The organism is Erysipelotrichaceae bacterium 66202529 (genome assembly GCA_017161075.1).
GTDB lineage: Bacteria > Bacillota_I > Bacilli_A > Erysipelotrichales > Erysipelotrichaceae > Clostridium_AQ.
In genome coordinates this window covers 3199091-3225165 of sequence record CP046174.1, presented here as the reverse complement: position 1 = coordinate 3225165, position 26075 = coordinate 3199091, and the positions used below count along the sequence as shown (strand labels likewise).

The window sequence follows — 26075 nt, the reverse complement described above, 5'->3', positions numbered from 1 at the left end:
TATGCATACAAAGCGCATCATCCCATGCCTGGATGTAAAAGACGGCAAGGTTGTTAAGGGAATCAATTTTGTCGGGTTGAAGGAAGTCGGTGATCCGGTTGATCTGGCAAGAGCCTATTATGAGCAGGGAGCTGATGAGCTGGTATTTCTGGATATCACGGCAACGCATGAACAGCGGGATACCATGGTACAGGTGGTGGAGCGGGTAGCCCGTGAAATCTTTATTCCGTTTACGGTTGGCGGCGGTATCCGTAGTGTGGAGGATATTCGAAAAATGCTGCTGGCAGGAGCGGACAAGGTATCTCTAAATTCTGCGGCGGTTAGAAATAAGGAGCTGATCCGGCAGGGGGCAGAAATGTTCGGCAACCAGTGTATCGTATTGGCAGTCGATGGAAAACGCCGTGAGGATGGCAGCGGATGGAATGTATTTGTGGCCGGAGGACGTGAGGATACCGGTATGGATTTGCTGGAGTGGGTAGTGGAAGGTGTACGCCTTGGGGCAGGAGAGATTCTGCTTACCAGCATGGACGCGGATGGTACAAAGCAGGGCTTTGATATCGAGCTGTGCAAGGCTGTGCATGATTTGGTGGATGTACCGGTGATTGCATCGGGAGGCTGCGGAGCTCTGGAGCATTTTGCGCAGGTATTTGAACAGGATGCCAGCGATGCGGCACTAGCGGCAAGCATGTTCCATTATAAGGAGGTTACCATTCCACAGGTAAAGCGCTATCTGAAGGAGAAAGGAATCGCGGTACGTATATGATACAGGTGAATTTTGATAAAGGAAACGGACTTGTTCCTGTCATTGTACAGGATGTGCATACGCATGCTGTCCTCATGCTTGCGTATATGAATTCGGAAAGTCTGCGCATGACGATGGATACCGGACGTGCGACCTATTACAGCAGAAGCCGTCAGGAGCTGTGGATCAAGGGAGAAACCAGCGGGCATTATCAGTATGTGAAGGATATTCGTATTGATTGTGATGAGGATACGATTCTGTTACTGGTGGAGCAGGTCGGTGCTGCCTGCCATACAGGACACACGAGTTGCTTTTACCGAAATATGGAGGGAGAGGAAGTATGAACGAGCTAGATGCATTATATGAAACGATAAAGGATCGCAAGGCGCATAAAGAGGAAGGCAGCTATACCACCTATTTATTTGAAAAGGGGCTGGAGAAGATTTTAAAAAAGGTCGGTGAGGAGTGTACCGAGGTTGTGATTGCCTCTCTGATACAGACCAGAGAGGATCAGATCAATGAAATCGGTGATCTGCTGTATCATCTGACCGTGCTGATGGTAGAGAAGGGCATCTCTATGGAGGATGTCAATGCCGAGCTGAAGCGACGTGCTCAGAAAACGCACAATCTGAAGGCAGAGCGAAAACCGATTGAGCATCTGTAGGCCGAGAAATCGGCTTTTTTTCGTATAATAAGAATTTCGATGCGGCGATTAGAAAAAGGGTATTATAAAAATGTTGAATTAAGTAATTCAGTGCATAGACAATTTTTTTTACATAATATCATCCCATTCGGAACAGATCATTTGATACAGATTAACATCGCTAAACTCATTTATTTCATCCAGTACCCATAAAGGTACATCTTCATCTTATCCGCAGTTTTTGCATTTCATTGATATATTTTTTCTTCACATTTAAAATATATCTATTTGCTTCCTATTGTAAGAAATGTGATCTGCCCTGTAAATCACGTATTACAGATTATGATTTTGCAAACAAGTCTATTTCCTATCGGTATAAATGTCATCATGATAGAGGTCTGTGCATCTGATTTATCTTAGTAGATATTATAACGCAAATGCTTTTTTTGATTAAAAAATAGAAAAAAATAAACTTTTTTTAGGAATTACAACATTTCCTATCGTATATAAGAGTGTAAGGAATAACCTTGCAGAAACGAGGAAATGTCAAATGACAAGAAAACAACCAGAAGATGTATTGAATTACCGCAATGATTTGTTCTTCAAGTACACCCTCTCTCGTGAGGATGAAGGCTCCATCTTTGCACGCAACACCATTATCGAACGTGTGACTGGGATACGGGTTAAGGAAAGTACGGTTATGAATCCTAACCTGGATCCGAAGACCATCGGAAAGAAAAAGATTATTTTGGATGTCCACGTAAAGGATGAAAACGGTGGGTTACGGATTCGCTAACAAAGGTATGCAGACTACGTTTTCAGAAACAGAATTGAAGCGCTTTGAATTTTATGGGGCAAGAGCGCTGAATGATCAGTTAAACAGTGGGGAGAAGTATGAGCTGTTGAAGCCTGTACATCAGATAATTTTCATTGATGAATATCCATGGAATAATCAAAATCTGATGAATCACTACCAGATGCGTACCGAAAAGGGAGAGGTGGAGAATAAAAAGGCACTGATAAAACGCAGCTACATACATCTGCCGGTGATTAATGAGCTGGTAAGAAAGCAGGGAATTTTGAAGTTGAATGACTTTGAGCAGTTATGCTTGGTTCTGCCCTCTGGGTACCTATTTGAAAATAATGAAAATGATGCTATACTAAAAACGAAGGAAAGGCTGGTGAAAGTGTTCATACCCACAGGGCACCAAGTGGAAAAATACAAGGAAATGCAGAAAAATGATAAGCTTTGGTCAACGGCGATGGCGATTCAGATGGGAGAAGCACGCTATCGCAATGGTCTAAATGACAGCTATAAAGAGGGCCTTGAGCAAGGAGAACGGTTGCTTCTGAAACGTCAGATTGAGAAAAAATATCATGAGGATGCCACAGAATGGTTAAAGATGCTTACATCAGAACAGCTCATTTCGATATCAGAACAGCTGTTTACCTGCAATACACTTAGTGATTTAAAACAAAAAGCAATGGAAAAGGATGAATAATTAGATCTTAACATTATTTTAAAAGCTGCTTTATAGGTTATCACAATCTATAAGGCAGTTTCTTATTGCTGAAAGATGAAAGGCATTTGAACTTTTTTATGATTTCATATCCTATAGTAATACTGATTTATATGATTATGTATTGAATTCAACGAACAGATAGACTTTAATGAAATTGAAAGATAAATAGGAAACCCAAGACATACATTCGTGTATGTCCTGTTTTATTTTTAGGGGATTTCTATAAAAGTCTTATTGAAAGATAAATAGGAAACCCAAGACATACATTCGTGTATGTCCTGTTTTATTTTTAGGGGATTTCTATAAAAGTCTTTTACGAACTTTTATCCTTACATATCTTGAATTGTATACATACGTAAATGATTGAGATTTTATAATGATTATTTTAAGTGCCCATAGCAGAAAGGAATTGATTGTATGAAGTTTGCTAAAAAAATCTCAAAATGAAATACGATATTCAAATGGGAAAATTCTTAAAGTATGCCTGATGTTCCTTGTCTTCCTTTCCATACTTCACAGTATACGTCATCACTCCCTTGTACTCTCCTCTGTCTTTATCCTTCGCAAGTTCTGTGATCAGCACTGTCTTCAAGGTGAATGCGGCTGTTTCCTTATGCACATAGTTCAATGATGCAAGCACGTTCTTATCTTCCGTCAGCTTCATCGTAGACACTGACAGTAAAAGTATCCTTGTATAAGATCCCTCATTGTGTAATGTGATCGTAGGTAGTGTATAAGCCATGAAGAAGCTGAGAGTGATGCTGGCAGTGTATATGGCGATGTCACTTTTCAATGTAACTGCATATGTGACAGAGGCAAGTGGAGAAGCATAAAACATGGAGGAAACGGTAATGAAAAAGAATAAGGCAGTATGTACAGCAGTGGCATTCGCATTGGCAGCACCAATGTTCTGTGACAGGTATGCCACAGCATTTCTTGTACTGTAAAATTTTGGTAGAGGCCAGCTGTTTTTCTATGGAAGGTCAGCTTTTTCATAAACGTAAGCCAGTTTTATGGTGCGCAATGTATGAACACATTACAGGACGCATTGCCATATAAATTTGAGCTTGAAATGGTAATCACGTCGGATAATAATGCCAAGAATGATGAATATAAGATATACGTATGTTCTGTTATACTATAGCTGTAAGGATGGTATGAGTAGCAGGAGGGTATTGCCTGGTACGTTCATATGAGGATTGGAGATACGTATGGAAACGAATGGAGAGCTGATTATCGCTGTATTAAATTACATTGAGGAACACCTGCAGGATCATGTGACATTACAGGATGTCGCAGCCTATAGCGGATATTCCCCATATCATATACATAAATTGTTTACCGGAATGTGTGATATGCCGCTGCATGCCTATGTGCGACGCAGACAAATATCCAGAGGGGCTTTGCTGCTGGTGAACAGTAAGCAGGATATTGCAGAGATTGCATATGCATGCGGATACCTGTCACAGCGCTCCTTTCATAAGGCATTTGTACAGCTCTATCGGACAAGTCCGGCAGCCTTTCGCAAAAAAGGAATCGCCTATGAGCTGCAAAAGCCGCTGGAGCTTAAACTGAAACCGTTTGTGAATCAAAGAGAAATGAAAATTGAGGTGCAGCAATGGGAAGAGCTACTGCTTGAGGGATACAGTGCAAATACTAAGCACGGGTTTCATGTCATTGGAAGGTGTCATCGTCAATGCAACCGTGCTATGAGGAAGTATAGCCTGTGTGATGATGCTTGTGTCGTGTATGGTGTGAATGATTATACTGACTTTGATACAGAAGCGAATCAGCCAGCGTTTCAATACTTTGCAGGCTTTGCGGTTTCACAGGTGCACAATAAAAAGCTGACACATATGATATTGCCAAAAGGAAGCTATCTGGTATTTACGTTTTATGCAGATCCGAAGGCTTCTATGGAACCATATGCACAGGATATCTATCATAACTGGCTGCCGCAGAGTGCATACAGACTGCGCCAGGATTGCTGTATGGATATCGTGAAGTATCATGCAGAAAATGATCAGGGAATCGCAGAGATTGCATATTGCATTCCTCTTTTAAAAGCATAAATACGTGTATTTTGATAAAGAAATCGTCTTTGCGTAAGGAGATTGAAAAATAAGAGCCTCCATATCTGTTACATATAGTAATGATTTGGAGGTTTCTTTTTTACCGCATTCAAGAGAGTAGGCGCATGATAAGGGTGTGTGCTTTTCTCTTTTTTTAAGATGGTGGCATCGCAGGATAACAAAGCGTTATGCAGACATAAATATTTATAATTTCATTTATTGGAAAAGGTGTCGTATACTGACATGGCTGACTCGCAAAGTAAAGCTGGACAGTAAATAATCTATGAAAAGGAGAATTGTATGATATTTATAAAAGAAAAGGGAAAAGGACTGCTGTTATGCTTTGGGATTGGAATTGCAGGATTGCTGCTGGGGCAGTGGTTTCCTATTATCGGAGGGCCGGTGTTTGCTATTCTCATTGGGATGCTTTTGGCATTGCGCGTAAAGGAACAACAAAGTCTGCAGGCGGGTATCGCCTTCACCTCAAAAAAAATATTGCAATATGCAGTGATTTTACTGGGATTCGGTTTGGATTTATCTGTGATTGCGGAAACTGGAAAGCAGTCGCTTCCGATCATTCTGGCAACGATTACGACATCCCTTGTGATTGCCTATGTATTAAAACGTGGTCTTCACATACCGACAAATATTTCCACTCTGGTCGGTGTCGGCTCCTCGATTTGCGGAGGCTCGGCTATCGCTGCGACTGCACCGGTCATTGAGGCGGATGATGAGGAGGTGGCACAGGCGATCTCTGTTATCTTTCTGTTTAATATCCTGGCCGCTATCCTGTTTCCATGGCTGGGAACCATCCTGCACTTTCATGGAAGTGAGGGCTTTGGGGTATTTGCCGGTACGGCTGTAAATGATACGTCCTCTGTTACAGCGACTGCATCCACCTGGGACAGTATGTATCAAACAGGCTCTGCCACACTGGATAAGGCAGTTACCGTCAAGCTGACGCGAACCCTTGCCATCATTCCCATCACGCTGTTTCTGGCATTTCAGAGAATGCGGAAAGAGGAGCAGGAGGAAAAGCTGGAAGGGAAAAAGCTGGAATGGAGAAAAATATTTCCGGTATTTATTTTATATTTTTTATTGGCATCCATCATTACAAGTGTTTCTACGAATGTATTTCATATATCAGCCGAGGTCTTTCTACCGTTTAAGGAGCTGAGTAAGTTCTTTATTATTATGGCAATGGGGGCCATCGGACTGCATACGGATATCGTAAAGCTTGTAAAAAATGGAGGAAAGCCGATATTTATGGGATTTTGCTGCTGGCTTGGAATTACTGCGGTATCGCTGCTCATGCAAAAGCTGCTTGGAATCTGGTAGACAGATAAAAAAAGTGAAATCTATCGCCTGCTATTTTGAAAGCAGAAGATGCCTGGACAGAGTGATTTCTAATTACAATCTGCACGATCAGGCTTGTAAAAAACAATTGAAGTTCTTGCGGATAATTGCAGGGAAATATGATATGATAGAAACAGATATATGAGGAGGCTGTTGTATGAATTTGAAAATTGAAAACTGGAAGCTTCTGATTCTTTCCATTTTTTATCTGATATTTTCTATCCTTTCCTATACGATTGAAAAGGAAAAATTTCTGAATTTCTTCCAGATAGCAGGTATTGCTATCATACTGGCAGGATTGTTTCAGATTTTGGTGTATTTCTTTAAAAAGGAATATATGAAGCCAAATGAATTCAGCTTTTCCTTTGGTGTTTTATATTGTATTGCAGGACTGATCGTTGCCACAAAGCCGTATCTGATTGTGGATAATTATCCTATCGTTATCTCCGGACTGGTTGTGCTGGATGCGACACTGCGTCTGCAATATTCCATGAATCTGTTTCGTTTACAGGATGCACAGTGGAAAATTCACCTGGTACTTGCTATTGTACCGCTTGTTATGGGAATGGTTCTTATTCTTGTTTCTTTTGAAGAAAAGACATTGCATAATCTGTTCAGCTTCCTGCTGATTCTGGATGCGATTGCCAATTTTTATACGATTCTGTATTATCGCGGTGTTGCCAGACGCTATGGAAGACATAGTGAACAGATTCTTGATTTATCTAGTCAGGAAGCAGCGGTACATGAGGTGATCGACGGAAAAGACAATATGGTAGACTAAAGAGCGGTGGAAGCATCGCTTTTTTATACAGTGTGGGTAAGCTCTGCGGTGATTGGATACCGGATGGTACGCTTTGGCATATGCTGTGTAATACATATCATATGGAATCATAGATAGAAGCAATACGACAAAGCAAAGCAGAAAATGACAGGCAGTACAGCCGTAAAAACAGTATACTGTGTACAGGAGGTGGAAGCTATGGATTGGATGACATGCCTGCAGCAGGCAATCACGTATATGGAGCAGCATCTGCTTGACGAGCTTCATCCGGAGAATATCGCTGAGGCAGTACATGTGTCTCCATTTTACCTGCAGCGTGGATTTCAGATTTTGACAGGCTGTAGTCTCATGGAATATGTACGGAATCGCAGGCTGTATCTGGCCGCAATGGAGGCTGTTGACAGCAATATAAAAATAATTGATCTGGCATATAAGTACGGCTATCAGACGCCGGAAAGCTTCACAAAAGCTTTTTACCGCTTTCATGGATATACACCGAATCAAATGCGTGAACATGCTGAACGTGTCGCTCCATTTCTGCCTCTGCATATCAGAATTACCATACAAGGAGGATATAATATGGATTACATGGTAGAACGTTTAAAAAGCTTTCAGGTGATTGGTGTAAAAAGGCAATTCCAATATGATCGTGGATATCAGGATATTCCAATGTTCTGGAAGGAGCTTATGGAGCAGCACTGTAAAAACGGACATACGCTGTCGGTTATCGAGAACTTTGGTCAATACGGAATCTGTATGGAAAACGAGCAGAAGAAGGACAGCTTCACGTATATGATAGCGGGCAGTTATTTTGGAGGTGACATTCCGGACGGTATGGAGGTTGTGACGATTCCTGAGCTTACCTGGGCTAAATTTACAAGCATCGGCCCATTACCGGTTTCTTTACAGACTGTTAATACAAAAATTTTCTCAGAGTGGCTGCCGGGAAATCAGGAATATGAAATCGCGGAGAATATGAATTTAGAATGCTATACGCCGCACATGGATACCACTGCAGCTGATTACAGAAGTGAGGTATGGATTCCTGTGAAAAAGAAAGCAGGAGCTAAGCTCTGAAATATCGTTGACCTGGTAAAACAGGTCTTTTTCTTTCAACAATAGCGTACGGATTCTGCCTTGTATAGGCGATAGCGGATGCGATGGAGTGTGTATCCAGGCATCTGTCCCCTGTAATGGATTAAATATGATTGGCAGGCAGTGAAGTGACGATCTTCTGGTTACCATGCCAAAGCAAATGCACTACTAAAAGCTGACTGCATGAAAATATATAGGCTATGTTTATCTGAAAAATCCATCTTACTGTAGTAGCTTTTATATCAGGTGTATTATGTGTAAGCTGCTAATACTAAAGAGCATATACCGCTCTGTTTGTGGCTCTTGCTCATTCAAATGAAAAAAAAGAGACTTTCGCATCCATTGCTATATGCAATAGATTTTGAAATCTCTTCCTTCGATAAAGTGCACGGTTAGTGAAACATATCCTTTTTCTTGAAAATCAGCGTTGCGACAACACAGGCAACAATGGCAATCAGTGTCGGCACCCACCATACAGGGCCGGGTAATCCGGTAACATTCATACCATAGAAGCTGAAAATAATATTCGGTATTGCCATAACGATTGTGATCACGGTCAGAATCTTCATGACGATATTCAGATTATTGGAAATTACGGAAGCGAATGCATCCATAGTTCCGGATAAGATATTGGAATAAATATTACACATCTCAATCGCCTGGTGAATTTCAATCAGCACATCCTCCAGAATATCCTGATCCTCCTCATACAGCTTAATCAGTTTACCGCGCATGATTTTGTTTAAGGTAACCTCATCGGTTTTCAAAGAGGTGCTGAAATACACCAGAGATTTCTCCAGACCCAGCATCTGAATCAACTCTTTGTTTTTCATCGACTGATGAAGACGCTGTTCTGTACGTGACGAAATACGGTCAATCTGGCGCAGATAAATCAGGAAGCGCTGTGAAATGCGCAGCAGCAGCAATAATAGAAAACGGGTCTTCATATCTGTATTCATACCCTTGATTCTACCGTTTGCCATATCCTCAATACTGAGATTCTCATACAGGGAAATGGTAATGACATAGCCCTTCATGATAACCACACCAAGAGGCAGCGTTGTATACAGCAGTGTGTTTTCATCCAGGTTATCATCTTCCTCTGCACTTGGATAATCGACGATGACCAGTGTCTGATTTTCATCATCATCGTAATCGATATGAGAGCTTTCTTCCTCATCCAGAGAGGATTTGATAAATTCTGGCAGAACACCGATTTTGTTTGTCAGAAAATCGATATCCTCCTGTGTAGGGGCAACGGCGCTGATCCAGCAGCCTGCCTCCGGCTGTTCCAGTTTTTTTGTGACAGTTCCATATGTCTTGTAAAATTCCAACATAAAAAAGACCTCCTTCTTACAGGAGGGATGAATATACGCCTCCTGTATTATACTTTATACTACTTCGACATGGACTTTCGGGCTCAGGAGACATACAAACACCTTCTTTCTCAACTTAGCTATTATACCATAAAAATGGTATCGTGAAAGAGCCAGGATAAAGGAAAAAACAGAAATTTTACAGATTTATGATACAATAGAGGTAATTGAGGAGATGGATATGTTATGAAGGTACGTTTTTATGACTCTGTAGCTGACGAAAAGCTGAAATTTGCAGTCATAGCTGTCTGGAGTCTGGAAGGCTGGCTGTTTGTCAGACATCGTATGCGTGATACGTGGGAGCTGCCTGGCGGTCATCGAGAAGAAGGGGAGAGCATTGATGCGTGTGCCCATAGAGAGCTGTATGAGGAAACAGGAATTAGAAAGGAAGAGCTAAAGCGTATTTGTGTATATTCTGTTGAGGGCAGAACAAGAGTGAATGAGACCGGGGAGGAGTGCTATGGAATGCTGTATATGACATGTGCAGCAGCCGCAGCAAAAATACCGGAAAGTGAAATCGCAGAGGTGAAATGCTATCGGACATTCCCTATTGCATGGACGTACCCGAATATTCAGCCGCAGCTTTTACGAAGGGCTGTACAAAGCAGCTTACGCTATGAGACAGGCTATGACTGTGATGCGAACAGTACGCGTTTTATCTTGCAGCAGCTTCCGGAATGGTTTGGATTGCCGGAAGCATTGGAAGAATATGTGCAGGATAGTATGCGCATGGATAGCATCTGTTGCTTTTTGGGAAATCAAATGGTAGGCTTTCTATCTCTGAAGCAGACAAGCCCACAGGCATTAGAGGTTTATGTTATGGGGCTTTTGCCGCAGCTGCATCATATGGGAATCGGTACCGTGCTGATGAAAATGGCAGAACAGCTTGCTATACAAAGGGCATTCTCTTATCTCCATGTTAAAACGCTGTCACCGGATGCTAAGGATTCCTCTTATTTGAAAACCTATGCATTTTATGAAAAGGCAGGCTTTTGCCCGCTGGAGGTTCTGCCGTTGTGGGATGCGTGGAATCCATGCCAGCTTATGGTAAAGTATATAGGAAAACCAGCATAGTGGTTCCTTGCCTGTAAGCTTTAAGCATAGAAATTTTCAGAAGGCAATTCAGATATGAAAGGCAGGAGTGCTAAAAGCATGAAGTCAGGATGTAAAAGAAGCGTTACCTGATTCAAAATAGTTTCTCTGTGTTGTGGAGTGATACTCTTATTTACAGAGAAGCTATGAAGGAAACACATATGTGGGCTTGTCCCATATGTGGAAGAACGTTCAAATGAACAAATCAGGGACATTATTGCGGAACAGCACCTGAAACAGTGTTAGAATACATAGCCTCGCAGCCATTGGAAACTCATCTTCGTTTAAAAGAAATGATGATAATCCTGCAAAAGAGTGTTCCATCAATACATGAACGCATTTTATGGAGTATGCCATATTATGAAAAAGAAGGAAATTCTATCTCCTTTTCTGCATGTAAAAAACACATTCATTTCAATGTTGGAATTGGAGCAATCAGAGAATTTGCATCTGCGTTGGATGGATTCACTTCAAAGAAAAATGCAATTTATTTTCCTTATGATGAAGTACTGCTCGCAAAACTGATTACAAACAACGTCACATGGTGTTTAAGCTGCTTTGTAGGCTTCCAGCTTATCTGGATACTGTAGGAGGAAGTTATGAATTATGAAATCAGAGCAATAACAATAGGAGAGGAGCATATACTTGAAGCTTTTTTGTATGAGGCTGTTTTTGTACCGGCAGGAATATCTGCCCCACCAAAATCAATAATCAAGCAGCCGGAATTGCAGATATACATATCCGACTTCGGGAAGAAAAAGGATGACATAGGATTGGTGGCTGAGGTTGAAAAAAAGGCAGTCGGAGCGGTTTGGGTACGTATGATGGATGATTATGGACATATCGACAACGAGACTCCTTCCCTTGCGATTGCCCTGTATAAAGCTTATAGGGGCTTGGGAATAGGTACTGCTTTAATGAAAGAAATGCTCCGTGTTCTTAAAGCTCGCGGGTATAAGCAGACATCACTCTCCGTACAAAAGGCAAATTATGCTGTACATATGTATAAACAAATTGGATTTGAGATTATTGATGAAAATGAGGAAGAATATATCATGCTCTACCGGTTTTGAAAAAAGTACTGTATAAATTCAGAGAAGAACCGGCGTTTCATGAGCTGTTTAAGAGGTAGTTAAATATAAAAAAAACAAAGGAGGAAAATAAAATGTGTACAAGTATTGTTTCAAATGGAAAGAAAACAATTATCGGCTGGAATCTTGATCTTCTGGATATGGAATATCAGGTTGTAGCAGAAGATGATAAGGTTTATATAGCGATTATGGATGAAAAAGAAGGCTGGCTGCCGCTTTTTGGCGCAAATGCCAGAGGAGATTTTGTGGCGATGCCGACATGCTGGCCATTCGATGAAAGAAGCAATCCGGGGAATGCAGAACGTAACAATCTCCTTATGCTGGATATGGATTTACTCCTTTGTAAAAAAACATTGGATGAAATCAAAGAGATCGCTGAGAAGGAGCCTGTCTGCAGTGTTCCGGGCGTCACATTTCAGGTACAGCTATCAGACAAAGCAGGAAATGTTTTACAAATCGTTCCTGGACAAGGGATACGCTATCTGACAAAGCCGGAATTTTCGGTTTTAACAAATTTCTCTCCCTTCAAAGGAAATACAGAACAGCACCCATGGATGGGATGGGACAGGTATCTCACGGCTGTAGAAATGCTGGAAAACAAGCATGCGGATTTTGATATTTCAGACTGCTTTGAAATATTGAAAAAGACCTCACAGACCATATGTCCTACGGTGGTATCCATGGTGTTCGATGTTGCGGAAAATACAGTGTACTGGTGTGAGCACAGGGATTGGAATACGATAGAGAAAAGAAAAATGGTACATAAGGCTTTGTAGGAAATAGTAAAAGCAGTTATAAGTGAGCATGAAGAAGTGAAGCAGAGAAGCAGGAGGTGGAGGATGCAATGGTAAAAGAAATGCAACCGGAAGACACAACAAGAGCAATGGCTTATGAGCTTTGGCTGAATGCACCAAATCCAATGGTAACCTTTTTTAAGACCTTGGATGTGACAAATCTGATAAAAATCAGTAGAAAAAAAGGCAGGAAGCTTCATATGCTGCTGGATTATTGTATCGGAAAGGCTGCTGTGAGTATCAAAGAATTTTATATACTTCCTGTTGGTGATAAGCTGATGCAATATGATACGCTTGCGGTTAATACGATTGTAAAAAATAAACAGGGGGAGGTCAATTCCTGTGATTTATTATATATGGAGGATTTAGAGGCATTCCAAAAGCAGTATGAAGAGTATACCACGCAGGTCGCAGAACGCTGTCAGGATAGAGATTTGTCTAATGAATGCATGGTCATTGGAACGTCTGCTATCATAGATACGGAAATTGACGGTGCCGTGGGGATGAACAGTGGTATTTTTAATAACCCGTTTCTCATTTGGGGAAAATATAAAAAGAAATGGTTTCGGTATTATATAACACTTTCCTTTCAATTTCATCATACCCAGATGGATGGCGCCCATGCGGGCAGATTTTTGGCTAATTTACAAAAGGAAATACACGCGTTAAAATAAACAGCTTCGGTATACGATTTGAAAAAACAGCATGATGGAGAAAACGATATGAAAAAAACTGTACTGCAACTTCTGATATTGATCAGTATCACTGCTTTGACTGCGTGTAGGGATTATCACGCGGATTCCTCGGAAGCAGAAGCAGCTTCCATAACGATAAAGCTGGAATTAAATAAGGCTTATGATGATACAGATCCCTTTGTTAACGAAAAGCTATTTATCGTGACAGAAGATCTGGATGCCTTGATGGCGGAAGGGACGATTACACTGGATGGGGAACATGTGAAGGTTGAAGTGAAAAACAATAAAACAAAGGACGTTTTATGGAACAGGGAATATAAGGGAAAGGTTATGGCAGAAGATTTCTCTCTTTCACTGAAAAATCTGAAAGCAGGAGATGAGTATGTTGTATGTATGACAGGAACAAGGATTGAGCGTGCATTGCTGGATCTGAGCTTTGACAGTACCCTGGTGCAGGAAAGAGAACGGCCTGCCTGATTGCACAGGGAATGCCATCCATAAGGTATGCCTGTGCTTTTTATCTATAATATTTTCTATAGCAGGTTTTCTGATAAAGACGTTCCTTACGGTATTTCATATGGTATCCAAACAAAAAAGAGACTGCGCAAAATCCGGCTCTTTCTCGACTCTGGGTATATGGGAATCGTGAAATACAAAAGAATCAATGGTTATCCATCCTTTTGTATCTCATATCCTCTCTTATACCTTAAAGTGAGTAGAACCCAAAATCCGCTGTCTCCTTTTTCATAGCCAAAATCGCAGGCAACTGGGAAGGCTAATAATAAATGGAAGCCTTGACCTCCTGTGCCTTTTCATGCCCTTCCAGCTTTTCGATGATAGCAAACGCAAAATCGATCACTGCCGCAGCACTTCTTCCGGTGATGATATTACCATCGCTTACCGTATATTGATCCACATACGTTCCTCCGAAATCCTCATTCATGCTTGTAAAGCAGGTATAGCGTTTTCCTTTTAAATATCCCTGTCTTCCAAGAATGGTCGGAGCGGCACAAATCGCACTGACCAGCTTTCCCTGCTCCATAAATGCTTTCAATATCGTAAGCACCTGTTCGCTGGACTCCAGCTTTTGATAATGCGGGCCACCCGGCAGAAAGAGCATATCATAGGCTGCCGGATCCGCATCCGTTAGCTCCTGCAGGCTGCTCATGGTGATATCAAAACGTCCGATCGCTGAGGTATGATCTATGGCGAAAACATCTATGCAGATGTCTGCTCTTCTAAGCAGGGCAATGGTGCCGACTGCTTCCAGCTCCTCAAAACCGTCTGTAAGTATACACATAACCTTCATATCGTATTACCTCCTTAACGACACCATTATACCACCTTTTCCAGATCACTTCCTTCGATTTCATTCTTTTTATAGCGCTATAAGAATATAGTATAACAGGAGTGTGAGATTATGGATAAGCTGATGCTGATGAATGAACAGATCAATGGGATCGTATGGGGAAAATACATGATCTTTTTTTTATTGTTTACCGGATTCTGGCTTATGATACGTACGAAATTTCTGCCATTTACCCATGCAAAACTAATTATGCGGAAAACCCTTGGTTCTCTGGGAAGAAATGCAGCGGGGGACGGGGTAACGCCGTTTCAGGCTGTCGCAACAGCGCTTGCGGGAACCCTGGGGGTTGGCAGCGTCGTCGGTGTCACAACAGCATTAACGATGGGCGGTCCCGGGGCATTGCTCTGGATGTGTGTCAGTGCCGTATTCGGTATGATGACCAAATACGCAGAGGTTGTACTTGCGATTCACTATCGCAGCAAACATCCGGACGGCACGTATATCGGCGGGCCGATGACCACCCTGGAGAATGGCTGTCATATGGGCTTTCTCGGTATCCTGTTTGCTGTGCTATGTATCTTTGCATCCTTTGGAATTGGAAATGTAACGCCCGCAAATACCATTGCACATACGATCACTTCCTATATTTCTATCCCTACCTGGATACTTGGTGTCATAATGACCGCATTCATCGCATGGATCATATTCGGTAAGGGCAATCTCATCATGCGTTTTAATGAAATTACGATTCCCGTGATTTCTGTTCTCTATATCGCAGCCTGTCTGTATCTGATTTTTCTTCATGCGGATCAGCTTCCCCATGCCTTACAGCTTGTATGGGAGGATGCCATGCGGCCAATGGCGGGGATCGGCGGTCTTGGGGGCTTTGCCATCAGCCGGGCAATGCATTTTGGAATTTCCCGCGGTGTATTTTCCAATGAGGCCGGTATGGGAAGCTCTCCGATATCCCATGCCTCCGTATCACATGCCAATGCGATTGAACAGGGCTTCTGGGGGATTTTTGAGGTATTTTTTGATACCATCGTTGTCTGTACGATTACCGGACTGATGATTCTGACAAGCGGATTGCTGGACAGCGGCATGGAGGGCGTGGCCTTAACAGTTGCCTGCTTTACCTCCGGCTTTGGAAGTCTTGGCGGTATTATTTTCTCCTGCTCCATCGTTGCCTTTGCCATACCATCGATTCTAGGCTGGTATTATTATGCACGCGAATGTCTACGATATCTGTTTAAGGGAAAGCTGATGCTATATATATATCAGATCATATTTCTGGTTCTGCTTGTGTTCGGAGCGCAGCTGCAGCTTACCTTTGTATGGGATGTTGCGGATACGCTGAACGGGCTCATGGCGATACCGAACCTGATTTCTCTGGTAATTTTATGCCGAGTTGTGGTAAAATTAACGAAAGAGTATATGGAAGAACATGGGAGTGATTAGATGAAGGTTGTAATTGCCTGTGATTCTTACAAAGGCTGTATGACGTCAAGAGAGGTTGCCAGACGTATTGAGGAAGGAATCCGGCAGGTGGATGATGCCGTAATTACAAAGTCCTATGTCATTGGTGACGGCGGGGAAGGGACAGTAGAGGCATTTCATGAAACCTGTCAGGGAAAGAAACAGCCGGTAAGTACCACGGATGCTTATGGAAAGAAAATCATGAGCGAGTATACGATCATTGATGATGGCAAAACCGCTGTTATTGAGGTTGCGAATATCATAGGACTGAATATGCATGAACGTGAAAAGCGGGCACCCTTTTTTGGCAGCAGCTTTGGTGTGGGAACCGTTATGCTGGATGCTGTGGCGAACGGGTGTCAGAAAATTATCATAGGTCTAGGCGGAAGTGCCACCAATGATGGCGGTATGGGACTGCTGCAGGCTCTGGGATGCCGCTTTTATGACAGCTCCCATAAGTATCTTTCCCCACAGGCGATGAATCTGGATAAGGTGCGCTATATTGATTTTAACCGTTTAAACAGGTTGGAGGGAATTGAGCTGATTGCCGCCTGCGATGTAAAAAATCATTTACTTGGGGAGAATGGGGCTACCTTTGTGTTTGGTAAGCAGAAGGGCTTTTTTCCGAATCAGATACGCAAAATTGATTTGGGTATGGAAAATTTCCGCAACCAGGTACGGCGGTATCTGAAGGTGGATATCGATTCATTTGAGGGGGGCGGTGCAGCCGGAGGAATCGGTGCTGTTCTGATTGGTATTTTGCAGGCAAGAATGATTCCCGGTATTGAACTGCTGCTGTCGTTTAGCGATATGGAGGAGCAGGTAAGGGATTGTGATCTGGTGATAACAGGAGAGGGACAAAGTGATCGCCAGACGATGTTTGGTAAGGTGCCGGTAGGTATTCTGAAGGTCGCAGAGCGTCATAATAAGCCGTGTATCTGTATCAGCGGTGCTTTGGGAATTGGCTATCAGGAATTGTATGATCTGGGCTTTATCGGTATTTACAGCATTGCCGATCGGGCCATGACATTCCAACAGGCATTGGAAAATGCTCCTGAAAAGCTGACAGCAGCCACGTACGGTGTTATGAAAACTGTCATGTATTATATGAATCGGATAAACGGGAACAGATGAGCATCTGTTCTTTTCTTTTATTTGTAGAACTTTATACCTTATATAATATAGCTTTCTATTACTTGTATAGCTTTCTATTACTTGTACAGCTTTCTATTATTATCGTTTCTATCATTTGTATAGTGTTTTACTATCTGTGCAGGCTTCTACTGCCTGTATTTCAGTATTTTTATAGTTTCTCTTACTTGTGTGTTTTATATCATTTTATAGCTTTCTACTATTTGCATGGCTTTTGACGATTTATATATCTTTTACATAGAAAGTGTAAAGGGATGAAAGCAGGAAGGATTCGTCCTTCCTTTTCGTTTCCTGTTCATGAAATGGTTACAGGCTTCTTGGAAAAGGCGGCTATAAATGGTTAGGCGTAGCCTATGGCTGTCAGATATTATACTGACTTTTTATATACAGCAGGTGATATAGGAAGAAAAAAAGCAATTTTTTGTTTACAAATGATAAAATATCACATATAATACATATGAACAGATGTTCATATGTTTGAGAAAGCGAGGAACAGGCTATGACAAAGGAAGTAATGGAATGTGAAATTACGGAGGTACATCCGGCTGCGGTAGCCAGAATTAAGGATACGATGCTGACGCAGGAACAGTTTCAAATCCTGGGAACACTCTTTAAAATGTTTTCCGATCCAACGCGTTTGAAAATACTGAGTGCGTTGTTTCAGGAAGAGCTTTGTGTATGCGACTTATCAGAGCTGCTGGAAATGACACATTCTGCAGTTTCTCATCAGCTTAGCGTGCTGCGGCAGAATCGTCTAATAAAATATCGCAGAAGCGGGAAGAATATATATTATTCACTGGATGATGAGCACATACAGCTCATATATGATGCCGGCTTATCCCATATTATGGAGGACTGAGATGCTTTCCTATCTGGCATCGCAGTTTCATAAGCCAAACGGCTTTGGCGGGCGCTGCGCCACCTTGGCCATGAATGTTATAAATCGTGCGCAGTATCACTGTGTTATGACTCTAATTCCACCGCAGGGACATATTCTGGATATCGGGTTTGGAAACGGCAGAATGCTGAAACGTCTGCTGCAGAAGGGATATCGTAATCTGTATGGTACGGAAATCAGTGAAAGCTGTTTGTCTATTGTGAAAAGAAAGCTGCTTTGGGCTACGCAAAAGGGATATGTACACCTGCAGAGAGGAACTGCTGAGCAGTTACCATACGATGCTTCCTGCATGGACTGTATTTACAGTATCAATACGATCTATTTCTGGCATACATTGCATGAGGGCCTGCAGGAAATTGCGCGTGTTCTCAAGCCGCAGGGAACGCTGGTGCTGGCATGTTATGACAAGAAATGGATGGGACGCCTTCCCTTAGCAGCGCATGGATTTCAGTTATATGAGCTGGAAGAAATTTGTACTGCTTTAAAACGCAATGGCTTTATGTGCGTGCGAGTTGCTGTTGTAAAGGAAAATAAGGCATATTGCATATATGCAAAACGTTTGTAATTGGAAGAAAAATAGTAGAAGGAGGTAGTGTATGGAACGGATTTATATACTGGATGAGCTTGATTGCGCGAATTGTGCAATGAAAATAGAAAAGCATGTAAGTAAAATAAGCGGAGTCAGAGAGTGCTCTGTGGATTTTGTAAGTAAAAAAATGTTTGTGGATATGGAGCATGCAGGGATTGAGGATATCGTAAGGAATACGGTAGCTGCCATTGAACCGGATGTGACACTGCGTCACAAAAATCAGGGGAAAAACAGGAATACAGCACCTGTTGAAGCTGTACATGACCATGAACATAAGCAGGAGGAACATACGCATTCACACGGTGACCATGATACCTGCGAGCATGACCATGCGCAGGAAGGTCATGAGCATTCTCATAATCAGGATGGATGCAGTTGTGCACATTCACACGGTGACCATGATACCTGCGGGCATGACCATGCACAGGAAGGCCATGAGCATTCTCACAATCAGGATGGATGCAGCTGTGCGCATTCACACGGTGCAGAGCATCACCATGAGGATTGCGGATGCGGGCATCATCATCAGGAGGCGCATGAGGATCGCGAAATACAGGGGGCAGTCAAGCTGTATGTAAAAAATCTTGATTGTGCAAACTGCGCAAATAAAATAGAAGCCTATGTGCAAAAAATGGAGAATGTGAAGGACGCAAGTATGAACTTCTCCGGTGGGGTTCTCTTTGTGGAGCTGCAGGATTCAGCACGCAGAAAGGAGACGATTACAGAGATTATAAACGTTATACCCACACTGGAGGATGGCGTTGTTGTCGAAATGGAAAAGGAGCAGGGAGAAGAAAAGCCGTCCCATATGTTTTCCTTTCAGGAAAATGCCCGTTTGTATTTGGGAATCCTTTTGTTTGCGGCAGCAATCGTGTTTGAGGCGCAGAGCTGGTCTGTCTGGCTGTTTCTGGCAGCTTATCTGATGGCAGGAGGAAAGGTTGTCTATATAGCATTGCGCAATATTGTGAAGGGCGAGGTTTTTGATGAAAATTTTCTGATGAGTGTTGCGACAATCGGTGCACTGGCAATCGGCTCCTATAAGGAAGCTGTGGCAGTTATGATATTTTATGAAATCGGAGAGATGTTTCAATCCTATGCCGTCAATCGTTCACGAAAATCCATTTCCTCTCTAATGAATATTCGTGCAGACTATGCCAATCTGTGGAAGGATGGCAAAGAGGTGCGGGTAACGCCGGAGGAAGTGGCTGTTCATGATATAATTCTAATCAAACCGGGAGAACGCGTACCGCTGGATGGCATTGTCATTGAGGGAAGCAGTGCTTTGGATACCTCTGCATTAACCGGGGAGTCTCTGCCAAGAGATGCAGGAGTGCAGGATGAGGTTCTTGCGGGCGTGGTGAATTTGAGCGGAGTATTAAAGGTAGAGGTCAGTAAGCCATATGGAGAATCCACCGTTTCCCGTATTCTGGAGCTTGTCGAGAATGCGAGCAGTAAAAAGGCACCGATGGAAAAATTCATCACACGCTTTGCGAAGGTGTACACGCCAACGGTTGTCTTTCTTGCAATAGCACTTGCCGTATTGCCGATGCTCTTTATTCAGGATGCTGTCTTTACTGAATGGCTGTATCGCGCCTTGACGTTCCTAGTTGTCTCCTGTCCGTGTGCCCTGGTTATCAGTGTTCCGCTGGGGATGTTTGCAGGAATTGGAGCTGCAAGCAAATCCGGTATTCTGATTAAGGGTGGAAATTATCTGGAAGCATTAAAGGATATTGACACGGTTGTATTTGATAAAACCGGAACATTAACAAAGGGAATCTTTACCGTAACAAAGGTGCATGCTGTTTCTCGCAGTGAAGAGGAATTACTGGAAATGGCTGCTTATGCGGAAAACTATTCCTCTCATCCAATCGCGCTTTCCATCCGTAAAGCCTATGCAAAGACGATAGATGTGCAAAGACTGCGTCAGTATGAGGAGGTAGCTGGTAACGGAATACACGTACAGCTGGATCAAACGGAGCTGTTGGTTGGAAATTACAAGCTGATGCAGGCAAATAAAATTGCCTATACCGAAAGTGATGCCCTGGGAACCATCGTGCATATAGCAGCAGATGGTGTGTATGAGGGATATATCGTTATTGATGATGAAATCAAGGAAACAAGCAAGGCGGCTATTTCCTCTTTGAAAAGCAGCGGTGTCAAACGCTGTGTCATGCTGAGTGGAGACAGACAGCAGGTAGGTGAGCATGTAGCCGCAGTGCTGGGGCTGGATGAAGTGCATATGCAGCTGCTTCCTGCCGATAAGGTGGAAAAGGTGGAAGAGCTGCTGAAGCAGGAGTCGGAGCATGGCAAGCTGGCATTTGTCGGTGACGGTATCAATGATGCACCGGTGTTAGCCAGAGCGGATATTGGTGTTGCAATGGGTGGGATTGGAAGCGATGCTGCGATTGAAGCAGCGGATGTCGTTTTGATGAAGGATGATCCCTCTTCCCTCAGCACAGCAATCCGGATTGCAAGGAAAACCATGCAGATTTTATGGCAGAATATCGTTTTCTCTTTGGGGATTAAAATCGTAATTCTGATTCTGACAGCATTGGGTATGGCAAATATGTGGATGGGTGTCTTTGCGGATGTCGGAGTGACACTGATTGCTATTTTGAACTCCATGCGGGCATTGAAGATACGCTAATTACAGAGTATAAAGGAATTCCGCCTTATTTTGTTTTGAATACATGGCGGGCTTCCTTTTTCTGCTTGTAGGACGCAACAGCAGAGCAGGCCGTTTTATGCAAATAAAATATAATTTACATATATGAAAAGCACAGATGAGTTACTGAACGCAGGTATGCGGTTAATCAGGGCTGTTTCCAGTGGATTCCTTATGTTCAAGCAAAAGCTTTATTTATATGTAAGACAAAGCTTTATATCGAAGCAAAAGTTTTCGGCAAAAAGAGCTTGGATGGTTAAGTGCGAAGGGATGATTATGAGATAAAAAAACGGTATTCTGCAGGACAGTCTCTGGATAAGCCTTCTGGTTTTTCTTGCCGGATTGTAATGGAAGTTAGTTGGAGAGAAGCGATTCTGTTTTGTCTAGTGTATAAGAGATAGAATAAGACATAGCGTATTCTTATTGAATAATTGTTATGAAATGGGTATAATAGGAACTATTCTGACATAGAATGAGGTGACATCATGAAAAAATTTATGATATCTGTTCTGTGCTGTATGTTTTTGCTTACCGGCTGCAGCAGCAAGGAACAGGAAAAGGGAAAGGTTCAGCAAACTGGAATTGAGATTTCATATATTCAAAGGGATTTAATAACTGTTATATTTTATTATCAAATATCTCTCAAGCCCTTGAAAACACTAAGTTTGTCGCAGGTGAGCTTTCCCTTATTGTTTCCCTTGTATTATATTGTCCCATGAGTTTTTACGAACTCTGATAAGGGAAAAAACAAGGGAAAGAAAATCTTATAAAACAGTATAACACAAAATAAAAGTGACATGGTGAACTGATTGAAATGCTTCTGATTTTTGCAACAAATGATTGATTGAACGATAAGGAGATTTGATACGATGAGAACGATATTTGCAGAATACAATCCACAACGCAACAGCATTGATGTTTATACTTCTGCTGGCTATATGCTCCGCATTGACTGCTGGGAAGCGGAGAAGAATTTAACAACTACTCCCGGATCTGACTGTGCATTAAACGCACTTGCCATTGATGAACCACTTGAGTATGCAAGATTGTATCTTGATGGAACGATGCAAATGTGGATAGATGCGGAAGATTCCTTTTAGGTATACGCAAGAAACGGCGGCTCTGATTTCTCAAAACCGCCGTTAGGATAATAACTTAAAATAGGCGCGCAAATTCACCTGCCCCAGCCAGCGTTTTTTTCTTTCCCCGTAGTCGGGGCAGGTTCATGCGCTATGCAATTATTCTTCTTTAGCTTCTATCAAGCCGATATTTTTTGCTCTGCGTTCCACATAGCTGCATATTTTCCGCCCTTCGCAAGCAATTCTTCGTGGGTTCCTGATTCAGCAATTCTGCCATCACCCATTACAAGGATTTGATCTGCATTTTTGACAATGGAAAGGGTATGAGCAATCATTACCACTGTCTTTTTTTCTTTTAGCAGATTGGCGATGGCCTGCTTTACGGCAAGCTCATTTTCAATATCAAGAGATGCTGTTGCTTCATCCAAAAGTAGGATGGGGCTATTTTTCAGGATAGCGCGGGCTATTGAAATTCGCTGACGCTCACCGCCAGAGAGAAGATTTCCATTCTCGCCAGTCGGCGTATCGTATCCCTTTTCCATCTTACGGATGAAGCTGTCACAGTTAGCCTCCCGGCAGGCAGCCTCGATTTCCGTGTCCGTAGCATTAGGGCGAGCGTGGCGGATATTATCCCGGATGGTATCATCAAAAAGAAATACGTCCTGGTCTACCATAGAAACTTGTTCCAGTACACGCTCTGCGGCAATATGGTTAATGGGTTTACCGCCAATCGAAATCGTCCCGCTCGTTGCTTCATAATATTTTGCAATCAGGTTCAAAATGGTAGATTTGCCGGAGCCAGAGTCTCCGACAATGGCCGTGAGCTTTTGATCTGGTACCGTAAAGGTGGCGTGTTTTAGTACCGGTTCACCGGGAACATATGCAAAATCTACATTGTCAAATGTGATTTCATGGGTAGCTGTGTGAAGCGGTTCCATGCTTCCAGTTTCCTCCGGCTCATTCATTACACCCAAGATTTTGTTTTTCGAGATCATCAGGTTCTTATAACTGGTGAGGTCTACAAAAATCGAGTTAGCCAACTTTGCACAAAACAGGGGTAACATACAAATCAAAAGGTAGTCTACTGTGTTCAGTGTCCCTGCGATCCAAGGTGCATAGGACAACCAGATAACCAGCGGACAGGACAGCCAACTTAAAATGCCAAAGCCCGCACCAATGGGAAGCACCTTTGCTTCGTATATAAAGCTGATCCGGCAAAACTCCCGCATGGCGTTGATAACGGTTTTGTTCTTCATACCGCCTACACCATAAGCTCGGAAAGTCTGAATACCAGAAACATATTCAACAATGCTGCTGACGTTCTCCGCACAAATATCGTTCTTTTCTTTTCCATATTTCCGTACCATGCGGAAAGAAAGCCACAGGCCGGGGATTAAAAGAAGGTCTGCTATCAGCAGGATAATTCCAGCTGGAACATAAAGCGTCACAACAAAGACAATCAACATCAATGACAGGGCAAAATTCTTTGCCAAATCTCCGACTTTATGGGTCAGGATTTTTTCGTAGTTGTTTACATCGCTTGTGATGGTGTTGATATAATCGCCGGTCTGCCCCTGCGTAAAGCGGGACAGTGGGATGCGCTTCAAATGGTCACCCATAAAAAGCCGAATATTCTTACTGACCTCCGCACCGCCAATCTGCGCTTTGGTATAACCGTAGCTGTAAATCAGGATACGGAGAAGAAAAACCACTGCAATAATACCGGTCAGAGCCAGAACGCGGTTCATGTCAAATTGACCCGACCACAAAAACTGCATAACAGAGTAAAGCAGCATAAACAGGCTGCCGGAGAGAAGTCCTTCCAGAACGGTTCCGCCGACACCAATATAGAAATTGCGTTTTTTTTTCAATACATCATGCTCATTCATGCTGCTCGCCTCCCTCCAACTGATAAGTGATATTCCGGGCTGTCTCGTAGTCTTTCCACGCATTTCGATAGTAGGCGTTGTTCTTCCGAACTTCCTCATGGGTGCCAACGCTGGTAATTGTATGATTTTCCACCACAGCCACCCGGTTGCACATTTTCAAAGCACTCAAACGGTGTGCTACTACAATGACTGTTTTGCCTTTGCATAGATTTTGAATAGCTTTATCAATCTCCATCTGATTTTCCGGGTCAGAGGCACTTGTGGCCTCGTCCAAAATTAAGATAGGTGCATTTTTCAGAATTGCGCGGGCAATCGCGATCCGCTGTTTTTCACCGCCGGAGAAGCGAGAGCCAAAGCTACCCACTTTCGTGTCATATCCATCTGGCAAGGACATGATAAAATCGTCAATCTGCGCCTCTTTTGCAGCAGCCCGCACTTCTTCCAGAGTGGCGTTGCTGCCCATTCGGATATTTTCTAAAACGCTGTCACGGGTCAGGAATGTCTTTTGAAATACGATGGCTACATTTTTCAGAATGGTATCGTAGTCAAGCTCTTTGACATTTTTTCCACCAATCAGCACTTCGCCCTCCTGCACATCATAGAAGCGGGAGATCAGTTCAATCACAGTGCTTTTACCGGCACCAGACTGTCCCACAAGAGCCATGCGTTCCCCGTCATTGATTTTGAGGTTGACGCCTTGCAGTACATCGGTCTTGCCGTCATAGGAAAATCGGACATTGCGAAGTTCAATATCGTGATTTTGGGGAAAGTCCGTTCCACCCTCATAAATCGGAATATCCAGGATTTCTTTGGTCTTGGTAACAGCGTTCAGTACATTAGCAAAATTAGTCCCCAGTTCTTGCAGGGGGCGGATTTCCGTCAGATACATGGAACCTACATAGACGAACAGCAAAAATGCGCTGGCCGCCAGTGAGCCTTTGAGGAAAAACATTCCGCCGATTGGAACCATCAGCAACATCCCACATTCGATGATAACAACAAAGGCCGCATAAGGTGGCCCCATGCGCCGGGAAGTTTCATTCCACATGGCGTTTTCTTCCTGGATAGCGTCTGAAAACTTTTGAAACGATTTGCTCCCCATGTTATAGGCTTTAATCAATTTCATACCGCTGATGTACTCAATCATAACCGAGTTCAGTGTGGTAATGGAGCGATTGGCCCGTTCCATCAGGTCATCCGTGTTGCGGAACATCATCCCCATTACAACAACAGCAAGGATTAGCGGAACCAGGGAAATCAATGCCAGAGGAATATTGACGGTCATCAGGTAAATAAAGATGACTACCGGCCCAACCAGATAGCACACAAGGTCAGGAAGGTTATGGGCCAGGAACAACTCCAGCTTTTCAATATCTTCATTCAGAACCGTTTTTATATCCCCGGTGCGCCGTTCATTCAAGGCCCCCAAAGGCGCTCTGGCCATGTGTTCCGCAACCATGCAGCGCACTTTGAACAGTGCGCCGTATGCGCCTTTATGGGCTGCCACGCCGGAACAGCCGAATAATGCAAAACGCAGGGTGACAGCGGCGGCAATCATTGCCACAGTCTGTACCACAAGTTCTTTTGTGCAGGCATTGTTAAATGTGGCATCCATCAGCCTGTAAATCCCAATATACGGAACAATAATGCAAAGCCCACTGCACATGGACAGCAGGATTGCCAGGAACAGCCAGATTTTCTGGCCTCCGGCCCAATGGAGCAGCAGTGCTACTCTGTTTTCTTTTTTCTGCTTCATAG

The 26075-nt window shown here is 43.0% G+C and carries 25 protein-coding genes and 1 pseudogene; 21 read left to right on the top strand and 5 right to left on the bottom strand.

The annotated features are described in order from the left end of the window. Position 1: 1 nt before the first annotated feature. The 5 genes from hisF (at position 2) to GKZ87_15255 (ending at position 2887) form a co-directional block, all read left to right on the top strand. Positions 2-763 (top strand): imidazole glycerol phosphate synthase subunit HisF, encoded by a 762-nt coding sequence (gene hisF, locus GKZ87_15275; protein QSI26746.1) that lies wholly within the window; start codon positions 2-4, stop codon positions 761-763. After that, entirely contained in the window at positions 760-1086 is a 327-nt protein-coding gene (hisI, locus tag GKZ87_15270; protein QSI26745.1) for a phosphoribosyl-AMP cyclohydrolase, read from the top strand. Before hisF ends, hisI begins: the two co-directional genes overlap by 4 nt. Then, a complete protein-coding gene (hisE, locus tag GKZ87_15265; GenBank protein QSI26744.1) occupies positions 1083-1406 on the top strand; it encodes a phosphoribosyl-ATP diphosphatase in 324 nt (107 codons plus the stop codon). The genes hisI and hisE overlap by 4 nt, the downstream gene beginning before the upstream one ends. Before the next feature lie 529 nt (positions 1407-1935). Further along, positions 1936-2181, top strand: a complete 246-nt coding sequence (locus GKZ87_15260; GenBank protein ID QSI26743.1) for a hypothetical protein — start codon at positions 1936-1938, stop codon at positions 2179-2181. Between the two features lie 106 nt (positions 2182-2287). After that, positions 2288-2887, top strand: a complete 600-nt coding sequence (locus GKZ87_15255; protein ID QSI27985.1) for a tyrosyl-tRNA synthetase — start codon at positions 2288-2290, stop codon at positions 2885-2887. Positions 2888-3365: 478 nt separating this feature from the next. On the opposite strand, the gene GKZ87_15250 is transcribed toward GKZ87_15255, so the two are convergent. Continuing rightward, a complete protein-coding gene (locus tag GKZ87_15250; protein QSI26742.1) occupies positions 3366-3572 on the bottom strand; it encodes a hypothetical protein in 207 nt (68 codons plus the stop codon). Positions 3573-4119: 547 nt separating this feature from the next. Here GKZ87_15250 and GKZ87_15245 point away from each other — a divergent pair. The 4 genes from GKZ87_15245 (at position 4120) to GKZ87_15230 (ending at position 8194) form a co-directional block, all read left to right on the top strand. Next, positions 4120-4980, top strand: a complete 861-nt coding sequence (locus GKZ87_15245; GenBank protein QSI26741.1) for a helix-turn-helix domain-containing protein — start codon at positions 4120-4122, stop codon at positions 4978-4980. A gap of 300 nt (positions 4981-5280) precedes the next feature. Beyond that, a complete protein-coding gene (locus GKZ87_15240; protein ID QSI26740.1) occupies positions 5281-6318 on the top strand; it encodes a putative sulfate exporter family transporter in 1038 nt (345 codons plus the stop codon). Positions 6319-6493: 175 nt separating this feature from the next. After that, positions 6494-7117 (top strand): DUF308 domain-containing protein, encoded by a 624-nt coding sequence (locus tag GKZ87_15235; GenBank protein ID QSI26739.1) that lies wholly within the window; start codon positions 6494-6496, stop codon positions 7115-7117. A 198-nt stretch (positions 7118-7315) separates the two neighbouring features. Then, on the top strand, positions 7316-8194 hold the full coding sequence (locus GKZ87_15230; GenBank protein ID QSI26738.1) for a helix-turn-helix domain-containing protein: 879 nt from the start codon (positions 7316-7318) through the stop codon (positions 8192-8194). Positions 8195-8604: 410 nt separating this feature from the next. Here GKZ87_15230 and GKZ87_15225 read toward each other — a convergent pair whose 3' ends face one another. Further along, positions 8605-9549, bottom strand: a complete 945-nt coding sequence (locus GKZ87_15225; GenBank protein QSI26737.1) for a magnesium transporter CorA family protein — start codon at positions 9547-9549, stop codon at positions 8605-8607. 225 nt (positions 9550-9774) lie between these two features. On the opposite strand from GKZ87_15225, the gene GKZ87_15220 reads away from it, so the two are divergent. The 6 genes and pseudogenes from GKZ87_15220 (at position 9775) to GKZ87_15195 (ending at position 13737) form a co-directional block, all read left to right on the top strand. Next, a complete protein-coding gene (locus GKZ87_15220) occupies positions 9775-10662 on the top strand; it encodes a GNAT family N-acetyltransferase (protein QSI26736.1) in 888 nt (295 codons plus the stop codon). A 179-nt stretch (positions 10663-10841) separates the two neighbouring features. After that, a pseudogene (locus tag GKZ87_15215) lies at positions 10842-11270 on the top strand (hypothetical protein). Between the two features lie 9 nt (positions 11271-11279). Further along, entirely contained in the window at positions 11280-11753 is a 474-nt protein-coding gene (locus GKZ87_15210) for a GNAT family N-acetyltransferase (GenBank protein QSI26735.1), read from the top strand. A gap of 92 nt (positions 11754-11845) precedes the next feature. After that, positions 11846-12547, top strand: a complete 702-nt coding sequence (locus GKZ87_15205; GenBank protein ID QSI26734.1) for a hypothetical protein — start codon at positions 11846-11848, stop codon at positions 12545-12547. 68 nt (positions 12548-12615) lie between these two features. Next, positions 12616-13239 (top strand): chloramphenicol acetyltransferase, encoded by a 624-nt coding sequence (locus GKZ87_15200; GenBank protein ID QSI26733.1) that lies wholly within the window; start codon positions 12616-12618, stop codon positions 13237-13239. Positions 13240-13287: 48 nt separating this feature from the next. Then, positions 13288-13737, top strand: coding sequence for a DUF4624 domain-containing lipoprotein (locus tag GKZ87_15195; GenBank protein QSI26732.1), 450 nt, complete (start codon positions 13288-13290; stop codon positions 13735-13737). A 298-nt stretch (positions 13738-14035) separates the two neighbouring features. Here GKZ87_15195 and GKZ87_15190 read toward each other — a convergent pair whose 3' ends face one another. Further along, complete coding sequence (locus tag GKZ87_15190) at positions 14036-14569, bottom strand: DJ-1 family protein (GenBank protein ID QSI26731.1); 534 nt, start codon at positions 14567-14569, stop codon at positions 14036-14038. Between the two features lie 111 nt (positions 14570-14680). On the opposite strand from GKZ87_15190, the gene GKZ87_15185 reads away from it, so the two are divergent. The 6 genes from GKZ87_15185 to GKZ87_15160 all read left to right on the top strand — a co-directional run bounded on the left by GKZ87_15185 (position 14681) and on the right by GKZ87_15160 (position 22449). Next, positions 14681-16027, top strand: coding sequence for an amino acid carrier protein (locus GKZ87_15185; protein QSI26730.1), 1347 nt, complete (start codon positions 14681-14683; stop codon positions 16025-16027). Beyond that, the gene (locus tag GKZ87_15180) at positions 16028-17179 is read left to right on the top strand and encodes a glycerate kinase (GenBank protein ID QSI26729.1); all 1152 of its coding nucleotides are present in this window, start codon (positions 16028-16030) and stop codon (positions 17177-17179) included. A gap of 517 nt (positions 17180-17696) precedes the next feature. Continuing rightward, entirely contained in the window at positions 17697-18056 is a 360-nt protein-coding gene (locus tag GKZ87_15175; GenBank protein QSI26728.1) for a metalloregulator ArsR/SmtB family transcription factor, read from the top strand. A 1-nt stretch (position 18057) separates the two neighbouring features. Next, positions 18058-18660 carry a methyltransferase domain-containing protein gene (locus GKZ87_15170; protein ID QSI26727.1) on the top strand — a complete coding sequence of 201 codons (603 nt, stop codon included), beginning with the start codon at positions 18058-18060 and terminating at the stop codon, positions 18658-18660. 31 nt (positions 18661-18691) lie between these two features. Further along, positions 18692-21331, top strand: coding sequence for a cadmium-translocating P-type ATPase (gene cadA, locus GKZ87_15165; GenBank protein QSI26726.1), 2640 nt, complete (start codon positions 18692-18694; stop codon positions 21329-21331). Positions 21332-22218: 887 nt separating this feature from the next. Further along, entirely contained in the window at positions 22219-22449 is a 231-nt protein-coding gene (locus GKZ87_15160) for a toxin-antitoxin system protein (GenBank protein QSI26725.1), read from the top strand. Between the two features lie 158 nt (positions 22450-22607). On the opposite strand, the gene GKZ87_15155 is transcribed toward GKZ87_15160, so the two are convergent. Beyond that, entirely contained in the window at positions 22608-24317 is a 1710-nt protein-coding gene (locus GKZ87_15155) for an ATP-binding cassette domain-containing protein (GenBank protein QSI26724.1), read from the bottom strand. Next, complete coding sequence (locus GKZ87_15150; protein ID QSI26723.1) at positions 24310-26073, bottom strand: ATP-binding cassette domain-containing protein; 1764 nt, start codon at positions 26071-26073, stop codon at positions 24310-24312. Before GKZ87_15150 ends, GKZ87_15155 begins: the two co-directional genes overlap by 8 nt. Positions 26074-26075 lie beyond the last annotated feature (2 nt).